The sequence below is a fragment of the Burkholderia sp. MSMB1498 genome (assembly GCF_001526245.1).
Classification (GTDB): Bacteria; Pseudomonadota; Gammaproteobacteria; order Burkholderiales; family Burkholderiaceae; genus Burkholderia; species Burkholderia savannae.
In genome coordinates this window covers 85,900-108,872 of the sequence record NZ_LOYJ01000090.1, presented here as the reverse complement: position 1 = coordinate 108,872, position 22,973 = coordinate 85,900, and the positions used below count along the sequence as shown (strand labels likewise).

Annotated in this window: 19 protein-coding genes and 3 pseudogenes; 14 read left to right on the top strand and 8 right to left on the bottom strand. The window is 66.9% G+C overall.

Annotation, left to right across the window (positions count from 1 at the left end; genetic code table 11):
• Positions 1–327 (top strand): helix-turn-helix transcriptional regulator (locus tag WS91_RS19895; RefSeq protein WP_156432408.1); only part of this gene is annotated, 327 nt, incomplete at its 5' end.
• Between the two features lie 329 nt (positions 328–656).
• Here the strand turns inward: WS91_RS19895 and WS91_RS19890 are convergent.
• From WS91_RS19890 to WS91_RS19870, 5 genes and pseudogenes are all read right to left on the bottom strand, one after another.
• Positions 657–1,882, bottom strand: a pseudogene (locus WS91_RS19890) (trypsin-like serine peptidase).
• Positions 1,883–2,674: 792 nt separating this feature from the next.
• Positions 2,675–3,247 (bottom strand): fascin domain-containing protein, encoded by a 573-nt coding sequence (locus WS91_RS19885; protein WP_156432407.1) that lies wholly within the window; start codon positions 3,245–3,247, stop codon positions 2,675–2,677.
• Positions 3,248–3,779: 532 nt separating this feature from the next.
• On the bottom strand, positions 3,780–4,520 hold the full coding sequence (locus WS91_RS19880; protein WP_059670837.1) for an ABC transporter permease: 741 nt from the start codon (positions 4,518–4,520) through the stop codon (positions 3,780–3,782).
• Positions 4,517–5,467 (bottom strand): ABC transporter ATP-binding protein, encoded by a 951-nt coding sequence (locus tag WS91_RS19875; RefSeq protein ID WP_059670845.1) that lies wholly within the window; start codon positions 5,465–5,467, stop codon positions 4,517–4,519. Before WS91_RS19875 ends, WS91_RS19880 begins: the two co-directional genes overlap by 4 nt.
• Before the next feature lie 20 nt (positions 5,468–5,487).
• A complete protein-coding gene (locus WS91_RS19870; protein ID WP_231752051.1) occupies positions 5,488–6,525 on the bottom strand; it encodes an FAD:protein FMN transferase in 1,038 nt (345 codons plus the stop codon).
• Positions 6,526–7,168: 643 nt separating this feature from the next.
• Here WS91_RS19870 and nosZ point away from each other — a divergent pair.
• From nosZ to WS91_RS19820, 10 genes and pseudogenes are all read left to right on the top strand, one after another.
• Positions 7,169–9,136, top strand: a complete 1,968-nt coding sequence (gene nosZ / locus WS91_RS19865; protein ID WP_038742928.1) for a TAT-dependent nitrous-oxide reductase — start codon at positions 7,169–7,171, stop codon at positions 9,134–9,136.
• A 183-nt stretch (positions 9,137–9,319) separates the two neighbouring features.
• Positions 9,320–10,570: a nitrous oxide reductase family maturation protein NosD gene (locus WS91_RS19860; RefSeq protein ID WP_059670835.1), complete on the top strand. Its 1,251-nt coding sequence runs from the start codon at positions 9,320–9,322 to the stop codon at positions 10,568–10,570.
• Positions 10,567–11,481, top strand: coding sequence for an ABC transporter ATP-binding protein (locus tag WS91_RS19855; protein WP_059647735.1), 915 nt, complete (start codon positions 10,567–10,569; stop codon positions 11,479–11,481). The genes WS91_RS19860 and WS91_RS19855 overlap by 4 nt, the downstream gene beginning before the upstream one ends.
• Positions 11,478–12,312 (top strand): annotated as a pseudogene (locus WS91_RS19850) (ABC transporter permease). The gene WS91_RS19855 and the pseudogene WS91_RS19850 overlap by 4 nt, the downstream one beginning before the upstream one ends.
• Positions 12,309–12,839: a nitrous oxide reductase accessory protein NosL gene (locus tag WS91_RS19845; RefSeq protein ID WP_059577497.1), complete on the top strand. Its 531-nt coding sequence runs from the start codon at positions 12,309–12,311 to the stop codon at positions 12,837–12,839. The pseudogene WS91_RS19850 and the gene WS91_RS19845 overlap by 4 nt, the downstream one beginning before the upstream one ends.
• A 10-nt stretch (positions 12,840–12,849) precedes the next feature.
• A complete protein-coding gene (locus WS91_RS19840; protein WP_059670834.1) occupies positions 12,850–13,119 on the top strand; it encodes a hypothetical protein in 270 nt (89 codons plus the stop codon).
• Positions 13,120–13,121: 2 nt separating this feature from the next.
• Positions 13,122–13,541, top strand: coding sequence for a hypothetical protein (locus WS91_RS19835; RefSeq protein WP_059670844.1), 420 nt, complete (start codon positions 13,122–13,124; stop codon positions 13,539–13,541).
• A 23-nt stretch (positions 13,542–13,564) separates the two neighbouring features.
• A pseudogene (locus WS91_RS19830) lies at positions 13,565–14,091 on the top strand (c-type cytochrome).
• A 72-nt stretch (positions 14,092–14,163) separates the two neighbouring features.
• Positions 14,164–16,236, top strand: coding sequence for a 4Fe-4S binding protein (locus WS91_RS19825; RefSeq protein ID WP_059670833.1), 2,073 nt, complete (start codon positions 14,164–14,166; stop codon positions 16,234–16,236).
• A 210-nt stretch (positions 16,237–16,446) separates the two neighbouring features.
• On the top strand, positions 16,447–18,879 hold the full coding sequence (locus WS91_RS19820; protein ID WP_059670832.1) for a DUF3772 domain-containing protein: 2,433 nt from the start codon (positions 16,447–16,449) through the stop codon (positions 18,877–18,879).
• Between the two features lie 20 nt (positions 18,880–18,899).
• Here WS91_RS19820 and WS91_RS36065 read toward each other — a convergent pair whose 3' ends face one another.
• Positions 18,900–19,076 carry a hypothetical protein gene (locus WS91_RS36065; protein WP_156432406.1) on the bottom strand — a complete coding sequence of 59 codons (177 nt, stop codon included), beginning with the start codon at positions 19,074–19,076 and terminating at the stop codon, positions 18,900–18,902.
• A gap of 68 nt (positions 19,077–19,144) precedes the next feature.
• On the opposite strand from WS91_RS36065, the gene WS91_RS19815 reads away from it, so the two are divergent.
• Positions 19,145–19,450 (top strand): hypothetical protein, encoded by a 306-nt coding sequence (locus WS91_RS19815; protein WP_063889441.1) that lies wholly within the window; start codon positions 19,145–19,147, stop codon positions 19,448–19,450.
• 210 nt (positions 19,451–19,660) lie between these two features.
• Positions 19,661–19,891, top strand: coding sequence for a hypothetical protein (locus WS91_RS19810; RefSeq protein WP_059670831.1), 231 nt, complete (start codon positions 19,661–19,663; stop codon positions 19,889–19,891).
• A gap of 665 nt (positions 19,892–20,556) precedes the next feature.
• On the opposite strand, the gene WS91_RS19805 is transcribed toward WS91_RS19810, so the two are convergent.
• Positions 20,557–20,997 (bottom strand): hypothetical protein, encoded by a 441-nt coding sequence (locus WS91_RS19805; protein ID WP_038742906.1) that lies wholly within the window; start codon positions 20,995–20,997, stop codon positions 20,557–20,559.
• Positions 20,998–21,492: 495 nt separating this feature from the next.
• Between WS91_RS19805 and WS91_RS19800 the strand changes: the two genes are divergently transcribed.
• Entirely contained in the window at positions 21,493–21,783 is a 291-nt protein-coding gene (locus WS91_RS19800; protein WP_059577482.1) for a YciI-like protein, read from the top strand.
• A 10-nt stretch (positions 21,784–21,793) separates the two neighbouring features.
• Here the strand turns inward: WS91_RS19800 and corA are convergent, their stop codons facing one another.
• Positions 21,794–22,771 (bottom strand): magnesium/cobalt transporter CorA, encoded by a 978-nt coding sequence (corA, locus tag WS91_RS19795; RefSeq protein ID WP_038742902.1) that lies wholly within the window; start codon positions 22,769–22,771, stop codon positions 21,794–21,796.
• Positions 22,772–22,973: the final 202 nt, after the last annotated feature.

Sequence of the window (22,973 nt, the reverse complement as noted above, 5' to 3'; positions counted from 1 at the left end):
ATCGAAGCCGGCATCGTCGAGCGGGTCCGGGCAGCGCTGCTGGAACTGATCCCCGGCGGCCTCGCGACCGCCGAGGACGTCGCGCGCTCGCTTGCGATCAGCAAGCGCACGCTGCAGCGCCGGCTCGGCGAAGAAGGCGCGAGCTTCAAGGCCGTGCTGGCCGACGTGCGCGAGCGGCTCGCGTGGCACTACCTCGATCGCTCCGATTTGCCCTACAGCCAGATCGCGTTCCTGCTCGGCTACCAAGATCCGAACTCGTTCTTCCGGGCGTTCAGCACATGGACGGGCATGACGCCCGACGCCGCGCGCACGCGCGCGACGCGCTGAGCCGGCACGCGCCCTCGGGCCGACCGGCCCCAGCGCGTGACTTCCACCGCAAGCGGCCCGCTGCAGCGGCGATGCGTTCAATTGCGGCGGCCGCTGCGCGATGAAGACGTGAGCAACGACACGCGCGGCACATGCGGCCCGCACATTTCCCTATCCTCGGATCGAAGACGCGCCACGCGCCCCTTCCGGCCGTTCGTCGAGTCAAACCATCGTATTGATCTCGACTCCGAACAGTCGAGAAGATGCGCCGCGGCGCAGCGTTCGCGCCGTCGTGCCGCATCGGCACGACGAGCGCAACGCCGCACGCGGCGCACTCCCTCAGATCGCCGTCAACAAGCCGCCGGCGTGCTGCCGCATACGGTATTCACGAGCACCACGATGTTGCCGCTCGTGAACGGAGAAGCGCCCTGCTGCTTCACCGTCGTATCCGTATAGCCCCAGCTCGTCACGCCGACCACGACATTGTGCGAGGCCGCGTTGCCGAAACCCGTGCCGTTGAGCGCGGGCGGCATGCCGAGATTGACGAGCCACGGGCCGCCGCTCGAACCTCCGGTCATCAGCGATCCGATGATCGTGTTGTTCGAATAGCCGGCGGACACGAAACCTTGCGATCCGTTGCGCTCCATGAAGACGCCGTTATCCAGCGCCACCGGGTAACCGAGCTGGTCGATCTGAGCGAGCCCTGACGAGTTGTAGCTATATCCGTTCCAACCATAGCCATACCATCCGGCGCTATTGCCCGCGTACGCTCCGCCTTGCGGCGTCAGCACGATCACGGCCACGTCGTCTTGGCAAACGACGCCGGCGACGGCGCACGGATCGGAGCCGTCGAAGTAGGACGTCATGATGGTGGCGGACGCCCCGCTCCATACCCCATAGGGCGCCGACCCATTGCTATAGTCGGGAACGAATACCCAGTTCGAATAGAACTGCCGCTGGCCGAAATTCGCTACGCAATGCGCCGCCGTGACGACCACTCCCGGCTTGATGAGGGATGCGGAGCACAGATAGGTTGCGGAGCCGATGTTGAAAAACAGCTTCCCGGCCGGGCGGAACGGATAGTAATACTGCGTGTTGTCGCCGTATGCCTTCACCTGGCTGGTGTTGTACGGCTGATTCGACGTGCCGAATTCCTGCGGCTGGACCCCGGTCTGGCTCAAATCGACGGGCGCCACCAATTGCACCGGTCTTTGCTTGCCGTCGCCCGCGCCGCCTCGCGCGTAGCCGGGCAAGCCGAGAGTCGGCTTGGCGTTGTACATCAGCGATTCCAGCATGGTGGGCGGCGCAGCGATCGGCTTCGGCAACGGCATCGGCAATGCGTTCTTGAAATCGATCGCGGCCACTTGCACGGCGCGCTCCGGCAACGTGAGCTGTGTCACGCCTCCATGCGTCTTGATCTGCTGGGCAACAGCGCTGGTCGCGATCAGCGAACCGAGCGCGGCAAAAGCGACTTGCTTGATCAAACGTTTCATTTGAATCTCCTGGCGCATTTTTGAATGATTTTTTCCGAGATTCGAAATTTTGTTCGAATGTTAAAACGCCCCTCGGCACACATTTGGATCAATGTCAGGCGAATTAGACGCTTTGCGAGGCCGTCGCGAGCGACATCGCTCACGGGCGAGCCTCTTTTTTGTTATTGATCGATCAATTCGATTGGACGGCCGGTTTTTGATTTATCAGTATATTTAATACCTGTCGTCCGACAGGACACGATGGAATGTCGATTTGAATTGCCTTTTAAGCGTTGACTTTATTTTGATTTTCGACATCGATGTGAGATGTCTTTTGTCCAGATGAAAGATGGCGTAGATCCACTTTACATTTTATTTTCTGCCTGCGATATCATATTATTTCATAACGGTTATTATTTTTAGTAATTCCCCCTGAGAGAAATGGTAGTGTCGGCATCCGGCGTTCGCGAGCGTCGTACAGCCGGCCGGGATGGTTCTGCGCGGGATCGCGGCATGAGACAACATGCACGCGCGCGGCGCTTCGGTTTTGCGCGGCGAGCTCGATTCATCCGTCCGGCGAGCCGCGGCGCGCCGTGCGACAGCGGCGTCATCCGCCGGGCAGGCTCCCCATCGCCCTCGCCGGAGTGTTACGTCACGTCGACCGGCGCACGTCGAGATCTGCGCTGGCTCCGCGCCCTCACATAGACGATTTCACGGCGGCACGGCATTCGGGCAAGCCACCCCATCCCCTTCGACACCGTGCCGCCCAGTCGCAATCGAGTCGGGATGTCGGGGCGACCTGGGCGTCGCATCGCTAGCCACGGATATCCCCGTGTATTCCCCTTTTACGCTCAGTTCTTCGAACTCGAGCGCTTCCTCTCGCGAAACGGATCGCTCTAGCGGAACTGTTCCCAAGGACCTGCAACGGAAGCGCGTGCGCGCAGCATCCCGTACTGATCACCGGTGTAACCGAGTTCCGCCGAGACGAATAGTCCATTCGCCTGCGACTGGATGGTCGTGCAGCCGAGGCCGCAGGCGCCGAACGTGAATTTCTCCCACGGCCCGACAACGGACGCGCGTGCGCGCAGCATCCCGTACTGGCCACCCGAGTAGCCGAGCTCCGCGGAAACGTATAGTCCGTTCGCTTGCGATTGAATCGTCCAATACCCGTCGCTCGTGTAGTTGCACACGGTGTACTGCTCCCAGGGGCCCGCCGCGGTCGCACGGGCGCGCAACATCGCATATTCGCTCCCCGCATATCCCAACTCGGTCGATACGAGGTCGTGATTGGCGAGCGACGTGATGGACACATTTTGCGTGCACGCCGGACCAACCGCGTTGCGCACCGCAGGCGCGGCAATCACGCTCGACAAACTCCGCATCCCGGGCGCGGATTCCCCGTCCGCGAAGGCGAGAGCCGGGAGCAGCGCGACTCCGGCGGTCAACATTGCCGACATGACGTGATCCAAACGGCGCCTCCAAAGCATTGCATTCATTTTTGCCCCCAATTAAACACCCGACAACGAATGATCAGAAATGCGCGGCATGGAAACGATTTCTCTTTACAGCCTCCATCGAAGCGGCCGCGCGACACTCGACGCCAAACCGGTTTCATCGAAATTTCACTTCGTTTTCAACCCCGTTTAATCAATGCGGATTTAATTTTTTAAATCCCTCCATGCCTTCATGAACGATAGATCGTTTTCAACGAAAACATAGAAACTTCAATTCCGCACGAGGATGTGAAATTTCAAACGCCGATTCATTTAATCGAGGATATCGATTCACAATCTGAGCTGGTGAATATGGGCGACTTGGAATAATCGTCGCATAGCCCTGCTCTGTTGGCAGCTTTGGAAGGTCGCCGCATCGACGGGGCGAAGTCGTGTGACGTGGCCGAATGGGAAGCCAGACCGTTAGTTGCACCTCTGAATAAACGAACGTTGCATGACTGTCGTGCGCCGTCCCGACGCGTGCCGCTCGACGGGCCCGGATCGCGCGCTAAGCGTCCCGCCGCCCGATGCGACGCACGACGAACCAGCCCGCGGCGGCGAGGCACGCGGCGAGCGCCGCGATCGAGCGGGACGGCGCGATCGCGAACTGCGTCGTCAACACACCGCGCATCAGGTCGACCCCGTAAGCGGCGGGATCGAACGCGGCCGCCGCGCGAATCCAGTCCGGCGCGAGGTCGAGCGGATACAGGCCGCCCGACAGGAAAAACATCGGCAGCAGCAGCGTGTTCGACACGACCGGAAACACAATCACCGAACGGAACGGCAACGCGAGCGCGAGTCCGAGCGCCGAGAACACGAGCGCGGCGAACGCCATCGCCGCGACGAGGAGCGCGAGGCGCGGCGCCGTGAGGCCGATCCCGATCGCCGGCGAGAACGGCAGCAGCAGCAGCGCCTGCATCCACGCGAGCAGCGCGCCCGAGCCGATCTTGCCGAGGGCGATGTCGACGCGGCGCACGGGCGACACCAGGAGCGCGTTCAGAAAACCGGTCTGGCGGTCGTGCACGATGCCGACTGCGGCCGAGATCGCCGTGAACATCAGCGACAATCCGACCACGCCCGGAAAAATGTACGCCTGGTAACCGCCGATCTCCGCATAGGTGCCGCTTCGCAGCGCCGCGCCCAGCACGAACAGATACAGGAGCGGCTGCGTGAGCCCGAACAGTATCCGCAGCGGCGACGCCCAGAAGCGCTTCAGATCGAACCAGACGATCGCGAGAACGTCGCTCATGCGCGCTCCCCGGCGCGCGGCGCCGCCGCGTCTTCGCGCCGCCGCGCGGCGATCCAGTGGCCGACGACGTCCTTCAGGCCGGGGGCCGCGATATCCGCGCCGAGCACGCGGCACGGCATCCGTCGCAGCAGCGCCGGCAGCACGGCCTGCGGATCGGCGCCCGCGACGACGACATTGTCTTCGTCGACTTCGACCGGATAGCCGTGCTCGGCGAGCCAGCGGCGCGCGGCGTCGATATCCGGCACGCGCAGGCGGATCACGCCGGGCACGGGCGCGCGCATCGCACGCCACGAGCCGAGCGCGACCCGCTCGCCGCGATCGAGCACGACGATGCGATCGGCGTCGCGCGCCTCTTCCGTGTAATGCGTCGAGCACAGCACCGCGCAGCCGTCGGCGACGAGCCGCTTGATCTCCGCCCAGAACGCATCGCGCGCGGCCACGTCGAGGCCGAGCGTCGGCTCGTCGAGCAGCAGCACGCGAGGCTTCGCGACAAGCGCGCGCGCAAGCTCGAGCCGCCGGCGCTGGCCGCCCGACAGCCAGCGCACCGGCGTCGCCGCGTGTGCGTCGAGGCCGAGCATCGCGAGCAGCTCGCCCGTGCGCGCCCGCGCGGCGCGCCCTCTTACGCCCTGGCAATGCGCGATGAACCACAGGTTGTCGCGCGCGGACAGGCGCGGCTCGAGCGCGGACTCCTGAAACACGACGCCGATTCGCTCGCGCACCCTGGCCGGCTGCGCGAGCGCGTCGACACCGTCGACGAAGATCCGCCCGCCGCTCGGCGCGGCGAGCGTCGCGACGAGCGACAGCAGCGACGTCTTGCCCGCGCCGTTCAGCCCCACCATCGCGACGAGCTCGCCGTATCCGATCGACAGGCTCACGCGCCGCAGAATCGCCCGGCCGCCGCGATGGAGGCTCACGTCCTGCAAATCGATGCTCGGCCCGTGCGACATCGCGGCGGCGCTCCCGTCGCTCAATCGAGGCGAGCGGCGCGCAGCGCCGGATCGGCGAAGCGCACGCGCGCGGCCATCGCGTCCGTCGCCCACACGCGCCCTTGCGCATCGACGATCAGCACGGCGTCGACGCCGAGCCCGCGCGTGAGCGGCATCGCCGCTCGTCCCGCGATGAAGGGCGGCTTGCTCGCGCCGTCGGAAAGCGCGCCGGCGTGCGGGCCGGGCGCGACGAGCACGGTCACCGATTCGCTTTGCGTCGCGGGAAAGCCGCTGCGCGGATCGATGATGTGGCAATAGCGAACGCCGTTCGCCTGGAAGAAGCGCTCGTAATCGCCGCTCGTGCCGATCGCCTCGCCGTCGCGCAGCTCGAGCGTCGCGAGCGTGCCGGGCTTGCGCGGGTCCTGAATGCCGACGCGCCACGCCTCGCCGCCCTTGCTGCCGAGCGCGAGCAGATTGCCGCCGACGTCGATCAGCGCGTTGTCGATGCCCTGCGCCTTGAGCATCGCGGCCGCGTCGTCGAGCGCCCAGCCTTTCGCGTAGCCGCCGAGATCGATCGCGATCGCGCGGTTCGCGCTCGTAACGACGCCGGACGGCGAAATGACGAGATCCTCGATGCGCGCATGCCGCGCCGTTTCGCGTTGCACCGCGTCGCGCGACGGCGGCTTCACGTCGAACTGATCGGACTGGAAGCCCCAGAGCCGGATCAGCCGTCCGATGCCCGGCTCGAAAAGCCCCTGTGTGTCGATCGACAAACGGCGCGCCGCGCGCAGGATCGCGGCGAGCTGGGGGGGCGCGTGAAACGGCTCGCCCGCCGCGAGGCTTCGATTGAGCCGCGTGACGTCCGACGGCTGCCACGCGTGCAGCCCGCGATGCATCGCCTGGAAATGCGCGAACACCGCGTTCGTCGCCTGCTGCGCGCGATCGAGCGGCACGCCGTAGAGCGCCAATTGCACGCGCGTGCCGAATACATAAGCGCCCTGGACATAAACCTCCGGCGCTCTGAGCGTCAGCCAGAGCGCAAAGGCGATACCGATAATGGCCGTCAGCGACAGGCCAATGGTTTTCCTAAAAGCAGACAATTTAAATGCACTCGAATCAGTTTTTCACCATGAAGCTCGATGACCGAATTTCATCCGGCCAATGGCGAATTATTATTTTTCCCGGTTACTTTTTGGTTTGATTCAAATCAAATTGGGCCGGCGAAAGGTCCGACAGCGATTTCTTGGCCGGCGGTCCGCTGCGTCCGGGTGCCGCATGTCGGCAGCGTCTTTTCGCATCATTCATCAGACGTTTAAAGTGCCGTAAAACCGCGTCAAGTTGCGTCGAACCCGCACTTCGCCTCCTCCCTCCGGCCGTGTTTCGCGCATCCGGTTTGACGCCGTTCAAGCACACCCGCGACGATGCCAGAAAACATTCATCTCCAATACCCCTTCTTGATCCAGATCATTTCTCATGAATAGGCGAGCTACGACACTAGCGACGGAAATCTTTCCGTTCAAATCAAGATGAATAAATAAATTTCATAATCCTTACTTTTTGTTTTACTTGCATTTGCCCTTGAGATGAAAGGAGATTGAGGCTATTGAGTGACATTTTGCCGCAATGCGGTGCATATCCAGTCACCAGGAAACCCGTATTTCTGAAATCGAAGTAAAGCTACCGGTTGCTTGGCGCTGAATCGAAACGATAAGTGAGAATGTGATGGCTAATACCAAGGCAAACACTGAAGACGCGGCGGCGCCGCAGGACGCGCGGCGGCGCAAGTTCCTCGCGTCGTCGGCGGTCGCCGGGCTCGCGGGCGCGAGCCTGTCGCTCGGCCTCGCCGGCTGCAACAAGGGCGGCGACGCGCCCGCCGCCGCGGGCGGCACGAGCGCGAGCGCGGCGAGCGGCGCGAGCCCCGCCGCCGCGATCGACTTCGGCAAGTACGAAGTGCATCCGGGCAAGCTCGACACGTACTACGTGTTCTCGAGCGGCGGCCACTCGGGCGACATCCGCGTGCACGGCCTGCCGTCCGGCCGCGAGATACGGCGCATTCCCGTCTACAACATCGACTGCATGTCCGGCTGGGGCATCACGAACGAATCGCGCAAGATCATCGGCACGAAGGCCAACGGCCAGCTCGACTACTTCACGGGCGACACGCACCACGTGCACATGTCGTATGCGGACGGCACGTACGACGGCAAGTACATCTTCGTCAACGACAAGATCAACGCGCGGATCGCGCGCGTGCGCCTCGACACGATGGAATGCGACGCGATCACGCCGTTGCCGAACGTGCAGGGCTTCCACGGCATCTTCCCGGACAAGCGCGACCCGCTCGACGACAAGATCAACTACACGACGCGCGTGTTCTGCGGCAACGAGTTCCACATTCCGCATCCGAACGACGGCCGCGACCTGAACGATCCGAAGAAGTACTACTGCCTCTTCACGTGCGTCGACGCGAAGACGATGCAGCCGCGCTGGCAGGTGAAGATCGACGGCAACATGGATCTCGTCGCGACGTCGTACGACGGCAAGCTCGCGTGCTCGAACCAGTACAACACCGAGAACGGCGTCCATTACGAGGACATGATGGCGGCCGAACGCGACGCGTGCGTGTTCTTCAACGTCGCGCGCATCGAGGAAGCGGTGAAGAACGGCAAGACGTTTCGCATCGGCAATTCGCCCGTTCCCGTCGTCGACGGCACGCATGCGGCGAACGCCGATCCGAAAACCGCCCTCACCTGCTACGTGCCCGTGCCGAAGAACCCGCACGGCGTGAACGTCTCGCCCGACGGCAAGTACTATGCGTGCGCGGGCAAGCTCTCGCCGACCGCGACGCTGATCTCGCACGAGCTGATGCTCAAGTGGTTCGCGGGCGAGCTGAAGGAGCCGCGCGACGCGGTCGTCGCGGAGCCCGAGATCGGGCTCGGGCCGCTGCACACAGGCTTCGACGGCAAGGGCTACGCGTACACGACGCTCTTTCTCGACAGCCAGATCGTCAAGTGGAGTCTCGACGAGGCGATCAAGGCGTACAAGGGCGACAAGGCGGCGAAGGTGGTCGTCGACCGGATCGACGTCCACTATCAGCCGGGCCACGGCTTCACGTCGATGGGCGAGACGAAGGAGCCGGACGGCAAATTCTTCATCTCGGACAACAAGTTCTCGAAGGACCGCTACCTGCCCGTCGGCCCGCTGCATCCGGACAGCGCGCAACTGATCGACATCAGCGGCGAGAAGATGCAGCTCGTCGCCGATCATCCGACGTATCCCGAGCCGCACGATTCGATCGTCGTGCGCCGCGACATCATCAAGACGCGGCAGATCTACAACCTCGACGAGTTCCCGCTCGCGGTGAAGAACGCGAAGGACAGCCGCGTCGAGCGGCACGGCAGGAAGGTCACCGTCTACCTGACGTCGCAGGCGCCGACTTTCGGGCTGCGCGAATGGACCGTGAAGAAAGGCGACGAGGTCACGATCATCCTGACCAATCTCGACAAGGTCGAAGACCTGACGCACGGCTTCGCGATCCCGTTCTACAACATCAACTTCGTCGTGCATCCGCAGCAAACGCAGTCGGTGACGTTCGTCGCGGACAAGCCCGGCGTGTTCTGGTGCTTCTGCACGAACTTCTGTCACGCGCTGCACCTCGAGATGCGCTCGCGAATGCTCGTCGAAGCATAGCGCGCTCGCACGCCGGCGGCAGGTGCCGCACGGGCGGCGGCGACGGGAACCGGGGCTTCGCGCCCGGGCGAGCACGCCGCCGTCCGGGACGACGCGGGCCGCCGGCGGCCCGAGCGCGAAGCGAACGAAGCGAACGAAGCAAACGAAGCGAAAAACGCCGACGCCCTGACGAAACGGAAAACAATGCCCACTCCCCACGTTCTCGCGACGCTCGCCGCCGCGCCGCTGCTGATGCACGCCGCGTTCGCGGCGACGCTCGCCGTGCATCCCGGCGAGCGCATCGGCGCGGCGCTCGCCGCCGCGCGGCCGGGGGATACGGTGCTCGTGCATCCCGGCCGCTACGCGGAGAACCTGACGATCGACAAGCGCCTCACGCTGCGCGGCGTCGGCCGCCCGACGATCGACGGGCGCCTTTCCGGCGACGTGATCCGCGTGGCCGCGCCGGACGTGACGATCAGCGGCCTGTCGATCGTCGACAGCGGCGCCGACCTGACCGCGCAGAACGCGGGCGTCTACGTGCAACCGGGCTCCGACCGCGCGCGCATCGAGCACTGCGAGCTCGTCTACAACCTGTTCGGCATGTGGATCGAGCGCTCGGCCGACGTGCAAGTCACCGACAACGTGATCGTCGGCAAGCGCGATTTCCTGTCGCCGAAGCGCGGCAACGGCATCCAGCTCTACAACACGACGGGCGCGCGCATCGTCGGCAACACGATCAGCTACGCGCGCGACGGCATCTACGTCGACGTGTCGCATCACGCGCGCTTCGAGCGCAACACGATCCACGACGTGCGCTACGGCACGCACTACATGAACTCCTACTACAACGTCTGGGACGGCAACGACGTGTATCACAACCGAGGCGGCCTCGCGATCATGGAGGCGCGCAATCAGATCGTGCGGAACAACACAGTCTGGGGCAACACCGATCACGGCATCATGCTGCGCACGATCCAGGATTCGCTGATCGAGAACAACGTCGTCGCCGGCAACCAGCGCGGCTTTTTCGTCTATGACGCCGAGTACAACACGATCCGCGGCAACCTCGTCGTCGACAACAAGGTCGGCGTGCATCTGTGGGGCGGCTCGATCCACAACGACGTGACGGGCAACGATTTCGCCGGCAACCGCGAGCAGATCCGCTACGTCGCCGCGGCCGACGTCGCGTGGCCCGGCAACTACTGGAGCAACTACATCGGCTGGGACCCACGCGGCCGCGGCGTCGGCGACGTGCCGTACAAGGCGAACGATCTCGTCGACCGGCTGACCTGGCGCGTGCCGTCGGTCAAGGTGCTGATGAACAGCCCGGCCGTGCAGGCGCTGCGCGTCGTCGCGCGGCAATTTCCGCTGCTCGCGGTGCCGAGCGTCGTCGACGACGCGCCGCGCATGCGCGCCGCGCACGCCGGCTGGCAACAATGGGCGGGCAAGCGATGATCGAGCTGACAGGCGTCGTCAAGACATTCGGCGCGGTGCGCGCGATCGACGGCGTCGATCTCTCGATCGCGCCGGGCGAGCTGTTCGGCCTCATCGGCCGCAACGGCGCGGGCAAGAGCACGCTGTTCCAGCTGATGCTCGGCCTCGTCGCCGCCGACGCGGGCGACGTGCGGATCGAAGGCGTGTCCGCGCGCGACGCGCGGTTTCTCGCGATCCGGCGCACGCTCGGCTATCTGCCGGAAAACGTCGTGCTCTACGACAACCTGACGGGGCTCGAGACGCTGCGCTTCTTCGCGCGGCTCAAAGGCGTCGAGCCGGCCGCGTGCGCGCCGCTCCTGGAAGAAGTGGGGCTCGCCCGCGCGGCCGCGCGCAAGGTTCGCGAATACTCGAAAGGCATGAAGCAGCGGCTCGGCTTCGCGCAGGCGCTGCTCGGCGATCCGCGCCTGCTGTTCCTCGACGAGCCGACGAACGGCCTCGATCCGGAAGGCATCCGCGCGTTCTACCGGATTCTTCGCGAGCGGCAGCGTGCGGGAGCGACGATCGTCATCACGTCGCACATCCTCGCCGAGATCCAGCAGCGCGTCGATCGCCTCGCGATCGTGCGCGCGGGCCGGCTGCAGGCGGTGGGCAGCGTCGACGCGCTGCGCGGCGAGACCAACCTGCCGCTCACGATCGAGCTCGTGCTGCGCGACGACGACACGCGCGCCGTCGAGGCCGCGCTGCGCCGCGCGCCGTTCGGCGAACCGACGATCCGCGGCCGCCGGATCGCGTTCGCCTGCCCGCAACACGCAAAGATGGCGGCGATCGCCGCGCTGTCGCCGCTCGCCGCGCGCATCGTCGACCTGCACATTCACGAACCGTCGCTCGAAGACGTGTTCCTCGGCTACGCCGGATACGAGGTGAACGCATGAGCACGCCCGCTCGCCCGCCGTGGGCGCAAATCCGCGTGATCGCGGGCAAGGAGTTCCACGACCGCATCCGCAACCGCTGGGTGCTCGCGGTCTCGCTCGTGTTCGCCGCATTCACGCTCGCGATCTCGTATTTCGGCGCGGCCGCGCAAGGCGCCGTCGGCTTTTCACGGCATCGAGCCGCTGATCGCGAGCCTCGTGAGCCTCACGATCTACCTGCTGCCGCTCATCGCGCTCATCCTCGGCTTCGACGCGCTGGTCGGCGAGCGCGAGCGCGGCACGCTGAACCTGCTCCTGTCGTATCCGCTCACCCGCACCGAGCTGCTCGTCGGCAAGTACGCCGGCCTCGCGGCCGCCCTCACCTGCGCGACGCTCGCGGGCTTCGGCGCGGCGGGCGCGGTGATCGCCGCGCGCGTGCCCGTCGCCGACTGGTATCAGTACGCGGGCTTCGTCGTGAGCGCGGTGCTGCTCGGCTGGGTGTTCCTGAGCATCGCCGTGTGCGCGTCGGCGTTCTGCGCGAGCCGCACGTCGGCGAGCGGCGTCGCGATCGCGCTGTGGTTCTTCTTCGTGCTCGTCTACGACCTGCTGCTGCTCGGCGCGCTCGTGCTCACGGGCGGCGCGGGGATCGGCCCGCTGCTGCCGCCGCTGCTGCTGCTCAATCCCGCCGACGTGTTCCGCATCCTGAACATCTTCGGCCCGGGCGATCTGCATACGATGTTCGGCGCCGTCAGCGCATTTCCCGCCGCGCTCGCGTCGCCGCTCTTTCTCGGCCCGGTCATGCTCGCGTGGATCGCGGCGCCGCTCGGCCTCGCCGCCTGGAGATTCAATCGATGAAACACCGCCGCATCCCCGCCGCCGTGAGGACGGCCGTCGCCGCGCTCGCCGCCGCTGTCCTCGTCGCCGCCTGCGGCCACGATGCGCAAACGCCGCCCGCGCCGCGCGAAATCACCGACGCGACCGTCAGCGTGCTCGACGGCATGAGCCTGAAGGATTACCCGGGCCCGAAGGCGCAGATCGTCTACGCGGACGGCCAGCCGGACTTCTTCTGCGACACGCTCGGCCTCTTCTCCGTCTATCTGCGCCCCGAGCACGACCGCAAGGTCCGCGCGCTCTACGTGCAGGACATGGCCGCGGCCGACTGGCGGCACCCGGTCGGCCACTGGATCGACGCCAAGCGCGCGATCTACGTGATCGGCTCGAAGAAGCTCGGCGCGATGGGCCAGACATTCGCGTCGTTCGCCTCCGAAGCCGACGCCGCGCGCTTCGCGCAAACCGAGGGCGGCAAGCTCTACCGCTTCGACGAGATCACCCCCGAGATGGCGACGACGGATGGCGGCGTCGTCAAGGACCAGACGATGTGAGGACGACGAGATGACGCATTTCTTCCGCAACCTGCCCAACGAGGCGGCGCAGCAGATCAACGCGCTGAGCCGCCTGCTCTACGACCTGCGCGAGGATCGCAAGCGCCTCCTCGCCGAATTCGGCGCGGCCGACGAAGCGGCGCTGCTCGCGCGGATCGCGGCGGGCGAAGTCGACGAACACCCGGCGTACGAGCACTACGTCGCCGCGAAGACGCTCACCCACACGCGCGAGACGATCCGCGAGCAACTGCGCGCGCTGCTGCTCGCGCAAGGAGCATGACGATGCTGCACATCGAACTGAAGGAGCGCATCGAGACCACGTTCGACGCGACGCGCGTCGCGTCCGTCACGCTGCGCCGCGACGCGCTCGACGTGAGCCTCGCGAACGGCGTCGAGCTGACGCTGCGCATCGCGGGCCCGCACGAATACGCGATCGCCTGGCGCCGGGGCGACGCCGAGATGCGCATCGACACCGCGCCGCGCCCCGCGGGCGTCGACGCCCGCGCGCCGTCGGACGCCGCGCACCCGAATCATCTGCACACGCCGGACGGGCGCGTCGTCGCCGATCCCGTCACCGAGATCGGCGCCGAGCCGTGGCGCAACGTCCGCGTGCTGATCGAACGGCTTGCCGACGCGCCGCTGCTCGGCCACGAACCCCCGTCCGCGCACGGCTCGTCCGATGCGCGGGCCGTTACATCCTGACTCCCCTGATACGAGGAAAAACCATGAAGATTCGAAACCTGTCGATCGCCGCCGTCGGATTCGCGCTTGCGCTCGGCCTGTGGGCTGCGGCAAGCGCGACGGCGGCGCGCCGCCCGCCGCGTCGTCGGCATCGATCGCGCCCGCCGCTTCGGTCACGGTCGACGCGTCTGCCGGCGCGAGCGCCGGGGCCGCTTCCGCGCCGTCCGCCGCGCCGGCCGCGCCCGCGCCTTCGAGCGACCCGGCGCCCGCGGCCAATGCAGCCGCGGCGGCCCCGACCACCGCCGCGGACGCGCCGAACCCCGCTGGCGAGAAAGTGTTCAAGAGCGTGTGCTTCATGTGCCACCAGACGGGTGCGGCCGGCGCGCCGATCGCCGGCAACAAGGACGACTGGGCGCCGCGCATCGCGCAAGGCAAGCCGACGCTGTACAAGCACGCGCTCGAAGGCTTCACCGGCGGCAAGGGCACGATGCCGCCGCGCGGCGGCAATCCGAGCCTGAAGGACAACGAGGTCGAGGCCGCGGTCGACTTCATGGTCGCCAAGGCGCACTGACCGCACCGCCGCCGGCGACGCGGGCGCGATCGACGTCGCGCCCGCGCCCGCGCCTTCGTCAAAGTGACCAACATGAAAGCACTGTTCCGGATCATCCTGTTCGCGCTCCTCGTCGCGGCGGCCCGCCCCGGCGTCGCGTCGATCTACGAGCAGGAGCTGCCGCCCGAACTCTTCAGCCAGCCCGAGATGTGCAAGTGGACCGATTGCGCGTCCGTGCTGCCGGGCGCCAACGCGTTCTCGGCGCGCAAGGGCAGCCCGCCGTACGTCGACGCTTACGCGGACGACGGGCGCACACGCACGCTGAAGGGCTACGTGTTCCTGTCGACCGACATCGTCGACATCCAGGGCTATTCGGGCAAGCCGATCGTCACGCTGATCGGGATGGACACGAAAGGCACGATCACCGGCGTGCGCGTGCTCAAGCACAGCGAGCCGATCCTGCTCGTCGGGATTCCTGAAAGCAAGCTGCTCGCGTTCCTGCGTCAGTACGTCGGCAAGTTCGCGGGCGCGACCGTCACCGTGATCGCCGAGAATCAGTTGATCTCGCGCTGCGCGGTCGCGATCGCGAGCCAGGTCGGCATCGTGAAGGAAACAGTGCTGCCGCAGGCGAGGCTGCTGCCGTCGAACACGCGCTATGCGTGGCGGACGCTCGTCGAGCGCGGCGCGCTCGCGCATCTCGCGATCCGGCCGGCCGACGTCGGCGCGCCGGACACGGGCGCGCCCTATCTCGATCTCTACTACGGCTATCTGAACGCGCCCGCGATCGGCAAGAGCATCCTCGGCGACTACGAATACGCGCAACTGATGAGCCGGCTGAAACCGGGCGAGCACGCGCTGTTCGTCGTCGCGAACGGCACCGAGTCGTTCAAGGGCTCGGGCTTCGTGCGCGGCGGCATCTACGATCGCATCCAGGTCCGGCAAGGCATCAACGCGTTCACGTTCAAGGATTCCGACTACCTGAATCTGTACGCGATGCAGGCGGCCGGCGCGCCGGCCTTCGACGAGACGGGCATTTTCATCGTGCGCAGCACGCGGTTCAGCGCCGCGTATCCGTGGCAGTTCGTGTTCCTCGGCCACCGGTCCGACGAGGAGACGGGCGCGAAGACGTTCTCCGCGTTCGGCTCCCGGTACTGGCTGCCGGGCGAATTCCTCGCGGGCGGCCGCCCGCGCGTCGACGAAGACGTGCCCGCGTGGCGCAAGGCCTGGACGGCCAAGCATCTCGAGATCGGCCTGTTCGTCGCCTGGATCGCGGCCGTCACGCTCTTCTTCGCAACGCGCGAGCGCTGGGTGCGCCGCGCGACGCGCGCGGACAAGCGCTGGGTGTCGTGGCCGAAGACCGCGAGCTGGCTGATCGCGATCGGCTTCGCCGGCTGGCACGAGATGGCGCAGCCGTCGATCACGCAGGTACTCACGCTCGTCCATTCGCTCGCGGGCGGCTGGAACTGGGGGCTTTTCCTGTCCGATCCGTTCGTCTTCCTGTTCTGGATCGCGATCGCGATCACCGCGATCGTCTGGGGCCGCGGCCTCTTCTGCGGCTGGCTGTGCCCGTTCGGCTCGTTGTCCGAGCTGCTCTACAAGACCGCGCGCGCAACAGGCCTCGCGCGCCTGCAGCGCAAGCTGCCGCCGCGCTGGCACGGCCGGCTGCGCATGCTGAAGTACGCGGTGTTCGCCGTGCTGCTCGTCGTGTCGTTCTTTTCGATGCCGTGGGCCGAGAAGCTCGCCGAGATCGAGCCGTTCAAGACGACCTTCCTCGTCGGCGTCCTCAACCGCTCGTGGCCTTTCATGCTGTTCTGGACGCTCGTCGTCGGCGCGTCGATCTTCATCGAGCGGCCGTTCTGCAAGTATCTGTGCCCGCTCGGCGCGAGCCTCGCGCTGCCCGGGCGCTTGCGGCTCCTCAAGCTGCGCCGCAAGCCCGAATGCACGAGCTGCCATGCGTGCGCGGTCGGCTGCGGCTCGCAGGCGATCGACGCCGCCGGCCGGATCGATCCGATGGAATGCCTGCTGTGCCTCGACTGCATGGTCATGTACTACGACGCGCACAGCTGCCCGCCGCTCGCGAAGGAACGAAAGCGCCGCGAGAAGACCGGCCTGCCGGTGACGCCCATCGGCAAGGACGGCCGATACATACCGATCGAGCGGATCTGAGGTCCGCCGCGCGCCGCCGCGCATCGCGACCGGAGCCGCGCGCGGCACCGGCGCGCGGCGGCGCGCGGCATGCGCTGTCAAGAACCTGAATATTTCGTTTTCCTTTCAGTTGTTTCGGATTGTCGTCGGCGATACGCGAGCCGAAAAACCGTGGCAATCTACAGCGCATTCCGGTTGTCCGTTCGCGCAACCGATCTGTAAGGTTTCCCGATGGTCCGTTTTCCGAAATTTGCGCGCCATGTCGCGCTCGTTTGTCTATTTCATCTGTTCTGTGTGGCGCTGCCCGCCGTCGCGGCCGTCGACCTCGCGTCCGGCGCGACCGTGCCGCCCGCGCCGACGATCTCGCGCGACGAGGCCGTCGCCGAGCTCAAGCGCGTGCAGGTCACGCTCGACCGCATCAAGCAGCAGGCGTCGACCGCGACGACGTACAAGCAGCTGAACGCGCTCGACGAAGCGACGCAAGCGCTCGCGACGGACGTCGAGAAGCTGACGGCCGCGCTCGTGCCCGCGCGCGCGCAGCTCCAGGCGCAGCTCGACGTGCTAGGCCCGCCGCCCGCGCCGGGCGCCGCGCCCGAGACGGCCGCCGTCGCGCGGCAGCGCGCGGACCTGAACGCGCGCAAGACGCAGTTCGACGCCGCGCTCAAGCAGGCCGCCGACGAGAAGGACAGCCTCGTCAACCTGACCCAGCAATACTCGAAGCTGCGTCGCAGCCTGCTGCGCGACCAGCTCGTGCTGCGCTCGGGCAGTATCCTCGGCGCGCAGTTCTGGGCGCCCCTCTTCCATCCGTCGGACGACGACCGGCAGGAGCTCGACGCGTTCGGCGCGCAGATCGGGCAAATGCTGCGCGCGGCGTGGGAGCCGGGCCGGCGGCTCGGCACCGCGCTCCTCATCGCCGCCGCGCTCGCCGTGTGGACGATCGGCAGGCGGCTCGCCGAGCGCGCGCTCGCCTGGTTCAGCCTGACGAAGCTGCCGGAAACCCGCGTGCGGCGCAGCGCGCTCGCGACGTCGGTCGTGCTGGCGAGCGTCGTGACGACGGGCGTCACGGTGCAGCTCGTCTACCTCGCGCTCACGCGCGACTACGCGCTGCCGAGCGCACTGCAGGATTTCGCCGACGAGCTCGCGAAGCTCGCGCTGACCTGCGCGCTGATCGCGGGCCTCGGCCGCGCGCTCTTGTGCACGCGCCATCCGAGCTGGCGCCTGCCCGCGCTCGCCGACGAAGTCGCGCTCGCGATGCGGCCGTTTCCGGCGATCCTCGCGACGCTGCTGCTCGTCGCGGGCGCGCTCGAGCAACTGAACCGCACGGCCGACACGAGCGTGCAGGTCACGCTGTTCGGCCGCGGGATCGTGTCGCTCGTCGTCGTCGTGACGATCGGCGCGTCGCTGCTGCGCGCGAACCGCGTGCGCACCGCGCTCGCCGCGGCGGGCGAGCCGCCCGAGGCGCGCTCGACGCTCGCCGGGCTGATCCACGCAGGCGTCACGCTGACCGTCGTCGCGGCGCTCGTCGCGCTGCTCGTCGGCTATATCTCCGTCGCCCGCTTTCTGACCTACGAGCTCGTCTGGTTCGAGATCGTGCTCGGCAGCCTGTACCTGCTGACCCGTCTCACGCGCGACGTGTGCGCGAGCGCGTTTTCCGCGAACCTGTCGAGCGGCAAGCTGATCAAGCATCTGTTCGGGCTGAACGACAGCCATCTCGATCAGGCGAAGACCGTGCTGTCCGGGTTCGGCACGAGCATGCTGCTGCTCGTCGCCGTGGTCGCTCTGCTGACGGGCGGCTTCGGCACGACGCCGAACGACCTGCTCGTGAGCGTGATCTCGATGTTCGGCGGCGACAAGCTGCAGCGCCTGAACATCGTGCCCGACCGCATCCTGAACGCGGCGCTCGCGCTCGCGGTCGGCCTCTATCTGCTGCGTTCGGTGCGCCGTTGGCTCGACAACGAGCTGCTGCCGGCGATCGGCATGGACCCCGGCATGCGCGCGTCGCTCATCACGCTCTTCAGCAATGTCGGCTACGTCGCGATCGTGCTGCTTACGCTGTCGCTGCTCGGCGTCAAGTGGGACAACCTCGCGTGGATCGTGAGCGCGCTGTCCGTCGGCATCGGCTTCGGCCTGCAGGAAATCGTGAAGAACTTCGTGTCCGGGCTGATCCTCTTGACCGAGCGGCCGGTGAAGGTCGGCGACATGATCAGCATCTCGGGCGTCGAAGGCGACATCCGCCGGATCAACGTGCGCGCGACCGAGATCCAGCTGTCCGACCGCTCGACCGTGATCGTGCCGAACTCGCAGCTGATCTCGCAGAACCTGCGCAACGTGACGATGGGCAACAGCACGCAAGGCGTCGCGACGCTGATGCTCACGTTCCCGCTCAACACCGATCCCGAGCAGGTGCGCGACCTGCTGCTCGGCGCGTACCGCGAGCACGCGGCGATCCTCGAGAAGCCCGCGCCGTCCGTCACGTTCAGCCAGCTCACGCCGGACGGGATCACGCTCAGCGTGACGGGCTACGTCGGCAGTCCGCGCATCGCCGGGACGACGAAGAGCGATCTGCTGTTCGAGATCCTCAAGCGGCTGCGCGCGGCGGGCATTCCTCTGTCGAATCCGCAGACGCTGATGGTGCAGAACCTGCCGCCGCCGCGAAGCGAGTGATGCGATCGCGCCGCGTCGATTCACTTGCGGCGCGAGCCGATGCGAATGGGCGCGCGGCGGCGCACGGCATGCGCACCCCGGTCGCGATGAACGGCCTTCGGCGGCTGCACGAGCGTCGTGCCTTTCCCGAGCGGCGGTCCGCCGCCCGTGACGACACGCGGCGCCGCATCGCGCGGCGCGGCGGCCGTCATCGTCATATACCGTTGCAATCCTATACACGCGGCGGTCCGCCAACTCTCTATGATTCGGGTTACGAACCGACTTCATGGGGTTGAAAGTCATGAAAAAACTGATGCTTCTGCCGCTCCTCGCGAGCGCAATGCTCGCAGGCTGCGCTGTGTATCCGGCCGAACCCGCCGTCGGCGTGAACGTCGGCATCGGCTGGCACGGCGACCGTTATTGGGACGGCCAGCGCTACTGGGAACGCGCTGAATGGGAACGCTCGCATCCGCCGCAATACTATCGCCGTGACGACAACCGGCGCGACGACCGGCGTGACGATCGCGGCGGCTATCGCGACGGCGACCGCGGGCGCGACGACCGACGCGGCGACGACAATCGCCAGTACTGAGCCGACCGACGGCGGCGTAACAAGCCAATGCGCGGCGCCGGCCGTCCGCGTCGATGCGAGACGGGCCGCGCGCGTCGCCCCGTCCGCGCGACGCGCCGGCATCGAGCGCGTCGCGCGATTGTCAAAGATCATTCGGCGCAGGCAAACGAAAGGCACACGGCCCGCAGTCGCGCTATGCTCGTTCGCCTTATCCGACCGGAGCACATTCTCTTGAAGCTTTCGATTCTCATCGCGGCCGCCTGCGCCGCATTCGCGCTGACCGCGCTGACGCCGGTCGCCCACGCGCAGACCTATCACTTCGGCGAAGGTCAGACGGGCATGTCCGGCGGCGCGCAGGCCACGCCGACACGGCACGCCGTGAAAACGACGCATCATCACAAGCAGCGCCGACACCACGTGCGGCGTGCCGTGCGCGCGCCGCGCACGTACGCGCATCACTGACGTCGCGTGACGCGCGGGCCGCGGGCCGCGCGCGGTAGGTTACGGCTCGCGGCGTTGGGCTGACCAGGCCATTGAAAAACTGGTTTGCGAGGTGCTCCTCGCACAAGGTTTTTGGGGGAGCCTCCCCCATACCGAAGCCGAACAAGCGGTTTGTCGCGCATTCAGAGAGGTCGACGATTTTCTCCGACACCTTGCAGGAGAGAATTTCAACGGCCTCTGTTAGGGCTTAGGGCTTAGGGCTTAGGGCTTAGGGCTTAGGGCTTAGGGCTTAGGGCTTGCGCGAGCGCTTCTTCGCGGCCCGGTTCCCCGCCTTTCCCAACCTTCTCGCGCCACAATCTTTCCGTGCAGCGGCCGATCGCCGAATGCGATCGGGCGTCGCGCTCGCGCGCGAGTTCGCTGTCGCGGCGACCATTTACCGCCCAGCCCGCCTCCAATCGGCGCGACCGAGCACATGCCGCGCGCACCACGGCGCCCACCGCCGCGATCGGTCGTTGCAACGCGCGGGGGCCCCGCCCGAAGCCGGTCGCCGTGCGCTCACATCGGCTTCGAGCGATGAGCGACACGCCACGCGCCGCTTCGGCGGCGGCTCAATTGCATGAAGCCGATCGCCGCCGCACGCCGAAATACGCAGCACTCCCGCCGACCACCGGCCGCGAACGGCCGGCTCACTGCGGCTGCGACGCGCCGCTCGCCGCGATCGCACCGCTGATGCGGTCGATCAGCGACTTCGCCGCACCGGCGGCGAGCGCCGCATCGACGTGCGACGTCTGCCACGCGCCGTCGCTGCCCTCGGTGAACGTGAGCGTCGTGCGCAACGACGCGTCGCCTTCGTCCGGCCGCCCGTCGTGCCAGGTGATCGCGACGTTGCACGAATACGTGCGCTCGGCCACCTTCGTGCAATCGCCGACGGGCTTCACCGACGCGACGTCGGCCGCCACCGGCAGCGGCTGGCCGAGCATCGAGTTGAGCGGCCCGCGATTCTCCGCGTCGAGCGCGCGGCGCACGGCCGCGTCGATGTCGCGCTCGCCGGGGCCCGCATGGAACCAGCCGCACGCGGCGAGCATGGCGGACGACATTCCCAGTAGCAACAGTGTTCGGAGCTTCATCGATTCGTGTGGTGTCGTGTGATTCGGTGCGGCGTCGCGATCGCGCCGCCTGCGTATCGCAAAGGCATGCCGCGCGACGGTCGTGAGCGCTCGCGTACGCTCGTGCGTCTGCCGTCGCGCGATGCGTCCGCAGCGTCCGCCCGATGGATGAACATGCGGACGAACGTGCGCATTGCGCGCCAGTCTGACGCGTGCGGACGCCACGGTCCGTATCGATTTGTAACGGCGTGTTCGCCGCGACGCGCGGCAACCGCCGCGCCGCCGACGAGATTCGGCGCTCAAGCCCGCCGGGCGCGCCGACGCGAACGTTCAGGGGCGGCCGCGCGGTCGATGCGAGGTGTTCGCCCGCGACCGATTGTTACACGATGCGGCGCCCGCGAAGCCCAGCCTATACTGGCCGTTTACTGGCCGTTGCCCGTGGCCGTTGCCCGTATAACCGCCCGCCGCGGGTTCGCGCCGACGGGCCGGCATGCCCCATCCTGTGAGGAGCGCTCCATGTACTACCTGCTGACCTACGAACTCGTCGACGACTATCTCGAGCGGCGCGGCACGTACCGCGCCGAGCATCTCGAGCTCGCGAAGGCGGCCACCGCGCGCGGCGAGCTGCTGCTCGCGGGCGCGCTCGCCGATCCGACCGACGAAGCGGTGCTCGTGTTCGACGCGCCGTCGCCCGCCGCCGCCGAGGCGTTCGCGCAAGCCGATCCTTACGTCGCGAACGGCCTCGTCAAGCGCTGGCGGGTGCGGCCGTGGAGCGTCGTCGTCGGCAAGCTCGCGACGCCCGCGTGAGCACGGCGGCTCACAGCCATCCGGCCTTCCTGAAGCGTTTCCACAGGAACAGGTCGGCGGCCGCCATCACGCCGAGGCACACATAGAAGCCGTAGCGCCAGTGCAACTCCGGCATGTTGTTGAAGTTCATCCCGTAGATCCCGGCGATCATCGTCGGGATCGCGAACAGCGCGGCGAACGAACCGAGCCGCTTCGTCACCTCGCTTTCCGCGAGCGAGATCATCCCGAGGTTCACCTGGAGCGCGGTCACGAGCATCTCGCGCCGCCCTTCGATCGTCCGCACGATCCGCAGCAGATGGTCGTAGACGTCGCGGAAATAGTGGTCCATGCCCGCGCAGACCTGCGGAATCCGCCCGCCGACGAGCTTCGCGAGCGGCTCGACGAGGGGCGCCGTGTGCTGGTGCAGCATCACGAGCCGGCGCTTGAGCGTGTACAGATCCTCGATCAGCGCGCGGGCGGCGGCCGTGCCCGTCTTCTCGAAGATCCGGTCCTCGAGCGCCTCCAGCTCCGCGCCGAGCGCCTCGAGGATCGGGAAATAGCGGTCGACGACCTGGTCCATCAACGCGTAGAACACGAACGCGGCGCCCTCCCTCAGCAGATGCGGCTCGCGCTCGCAGCGCGCGCGCACCGCGCGGAAGTCCTGCTCGGTGTGATTGCGGATCGACAGCACGTAGTTCGGGCCGACGAACACGTTCAGCTCGCCCAACCGAAGCTCGCCTTGCCCGTCGATCTCCAGCGTATGCAGCACCGCGAACAGCGAATCGCCGTATTCCTCGATCTTCGGGCGCTGATGGCCCTTGCGTGCGTCCTCGAGCGCGAGTTCGTGCAGATCGAACTCCTCGCCCATCCGTTCGATTTCTTCCGGCTCGGGGTCCTTCAGCGCGACCCAGACGAAGCACTCGGGCTTCGCGACGTAGTCGCTGATGTCGTCGATGTCGATGTCGGCCAGCTTGCGGCCATCCTGGTATGCGGCGCAATTGATCAGCATGCTGTTGCTAGGTTCGAAGCGATTCCGGCGCACAGTTTAGCCGCTCTCGCGCGAAGCGGCGGCGACGCGTCGCTTGCGCGGGCCGCCGATATTGGTCATGATCGGCGTCGTGTACGCGTCGCCGCCCGCCCTCGCGCGAAGCGGCGCTCCCTCGAATCGTCCGGCGGCCCATGCCGCCGCCCTGAGCGTCAAGGAGGCAGCG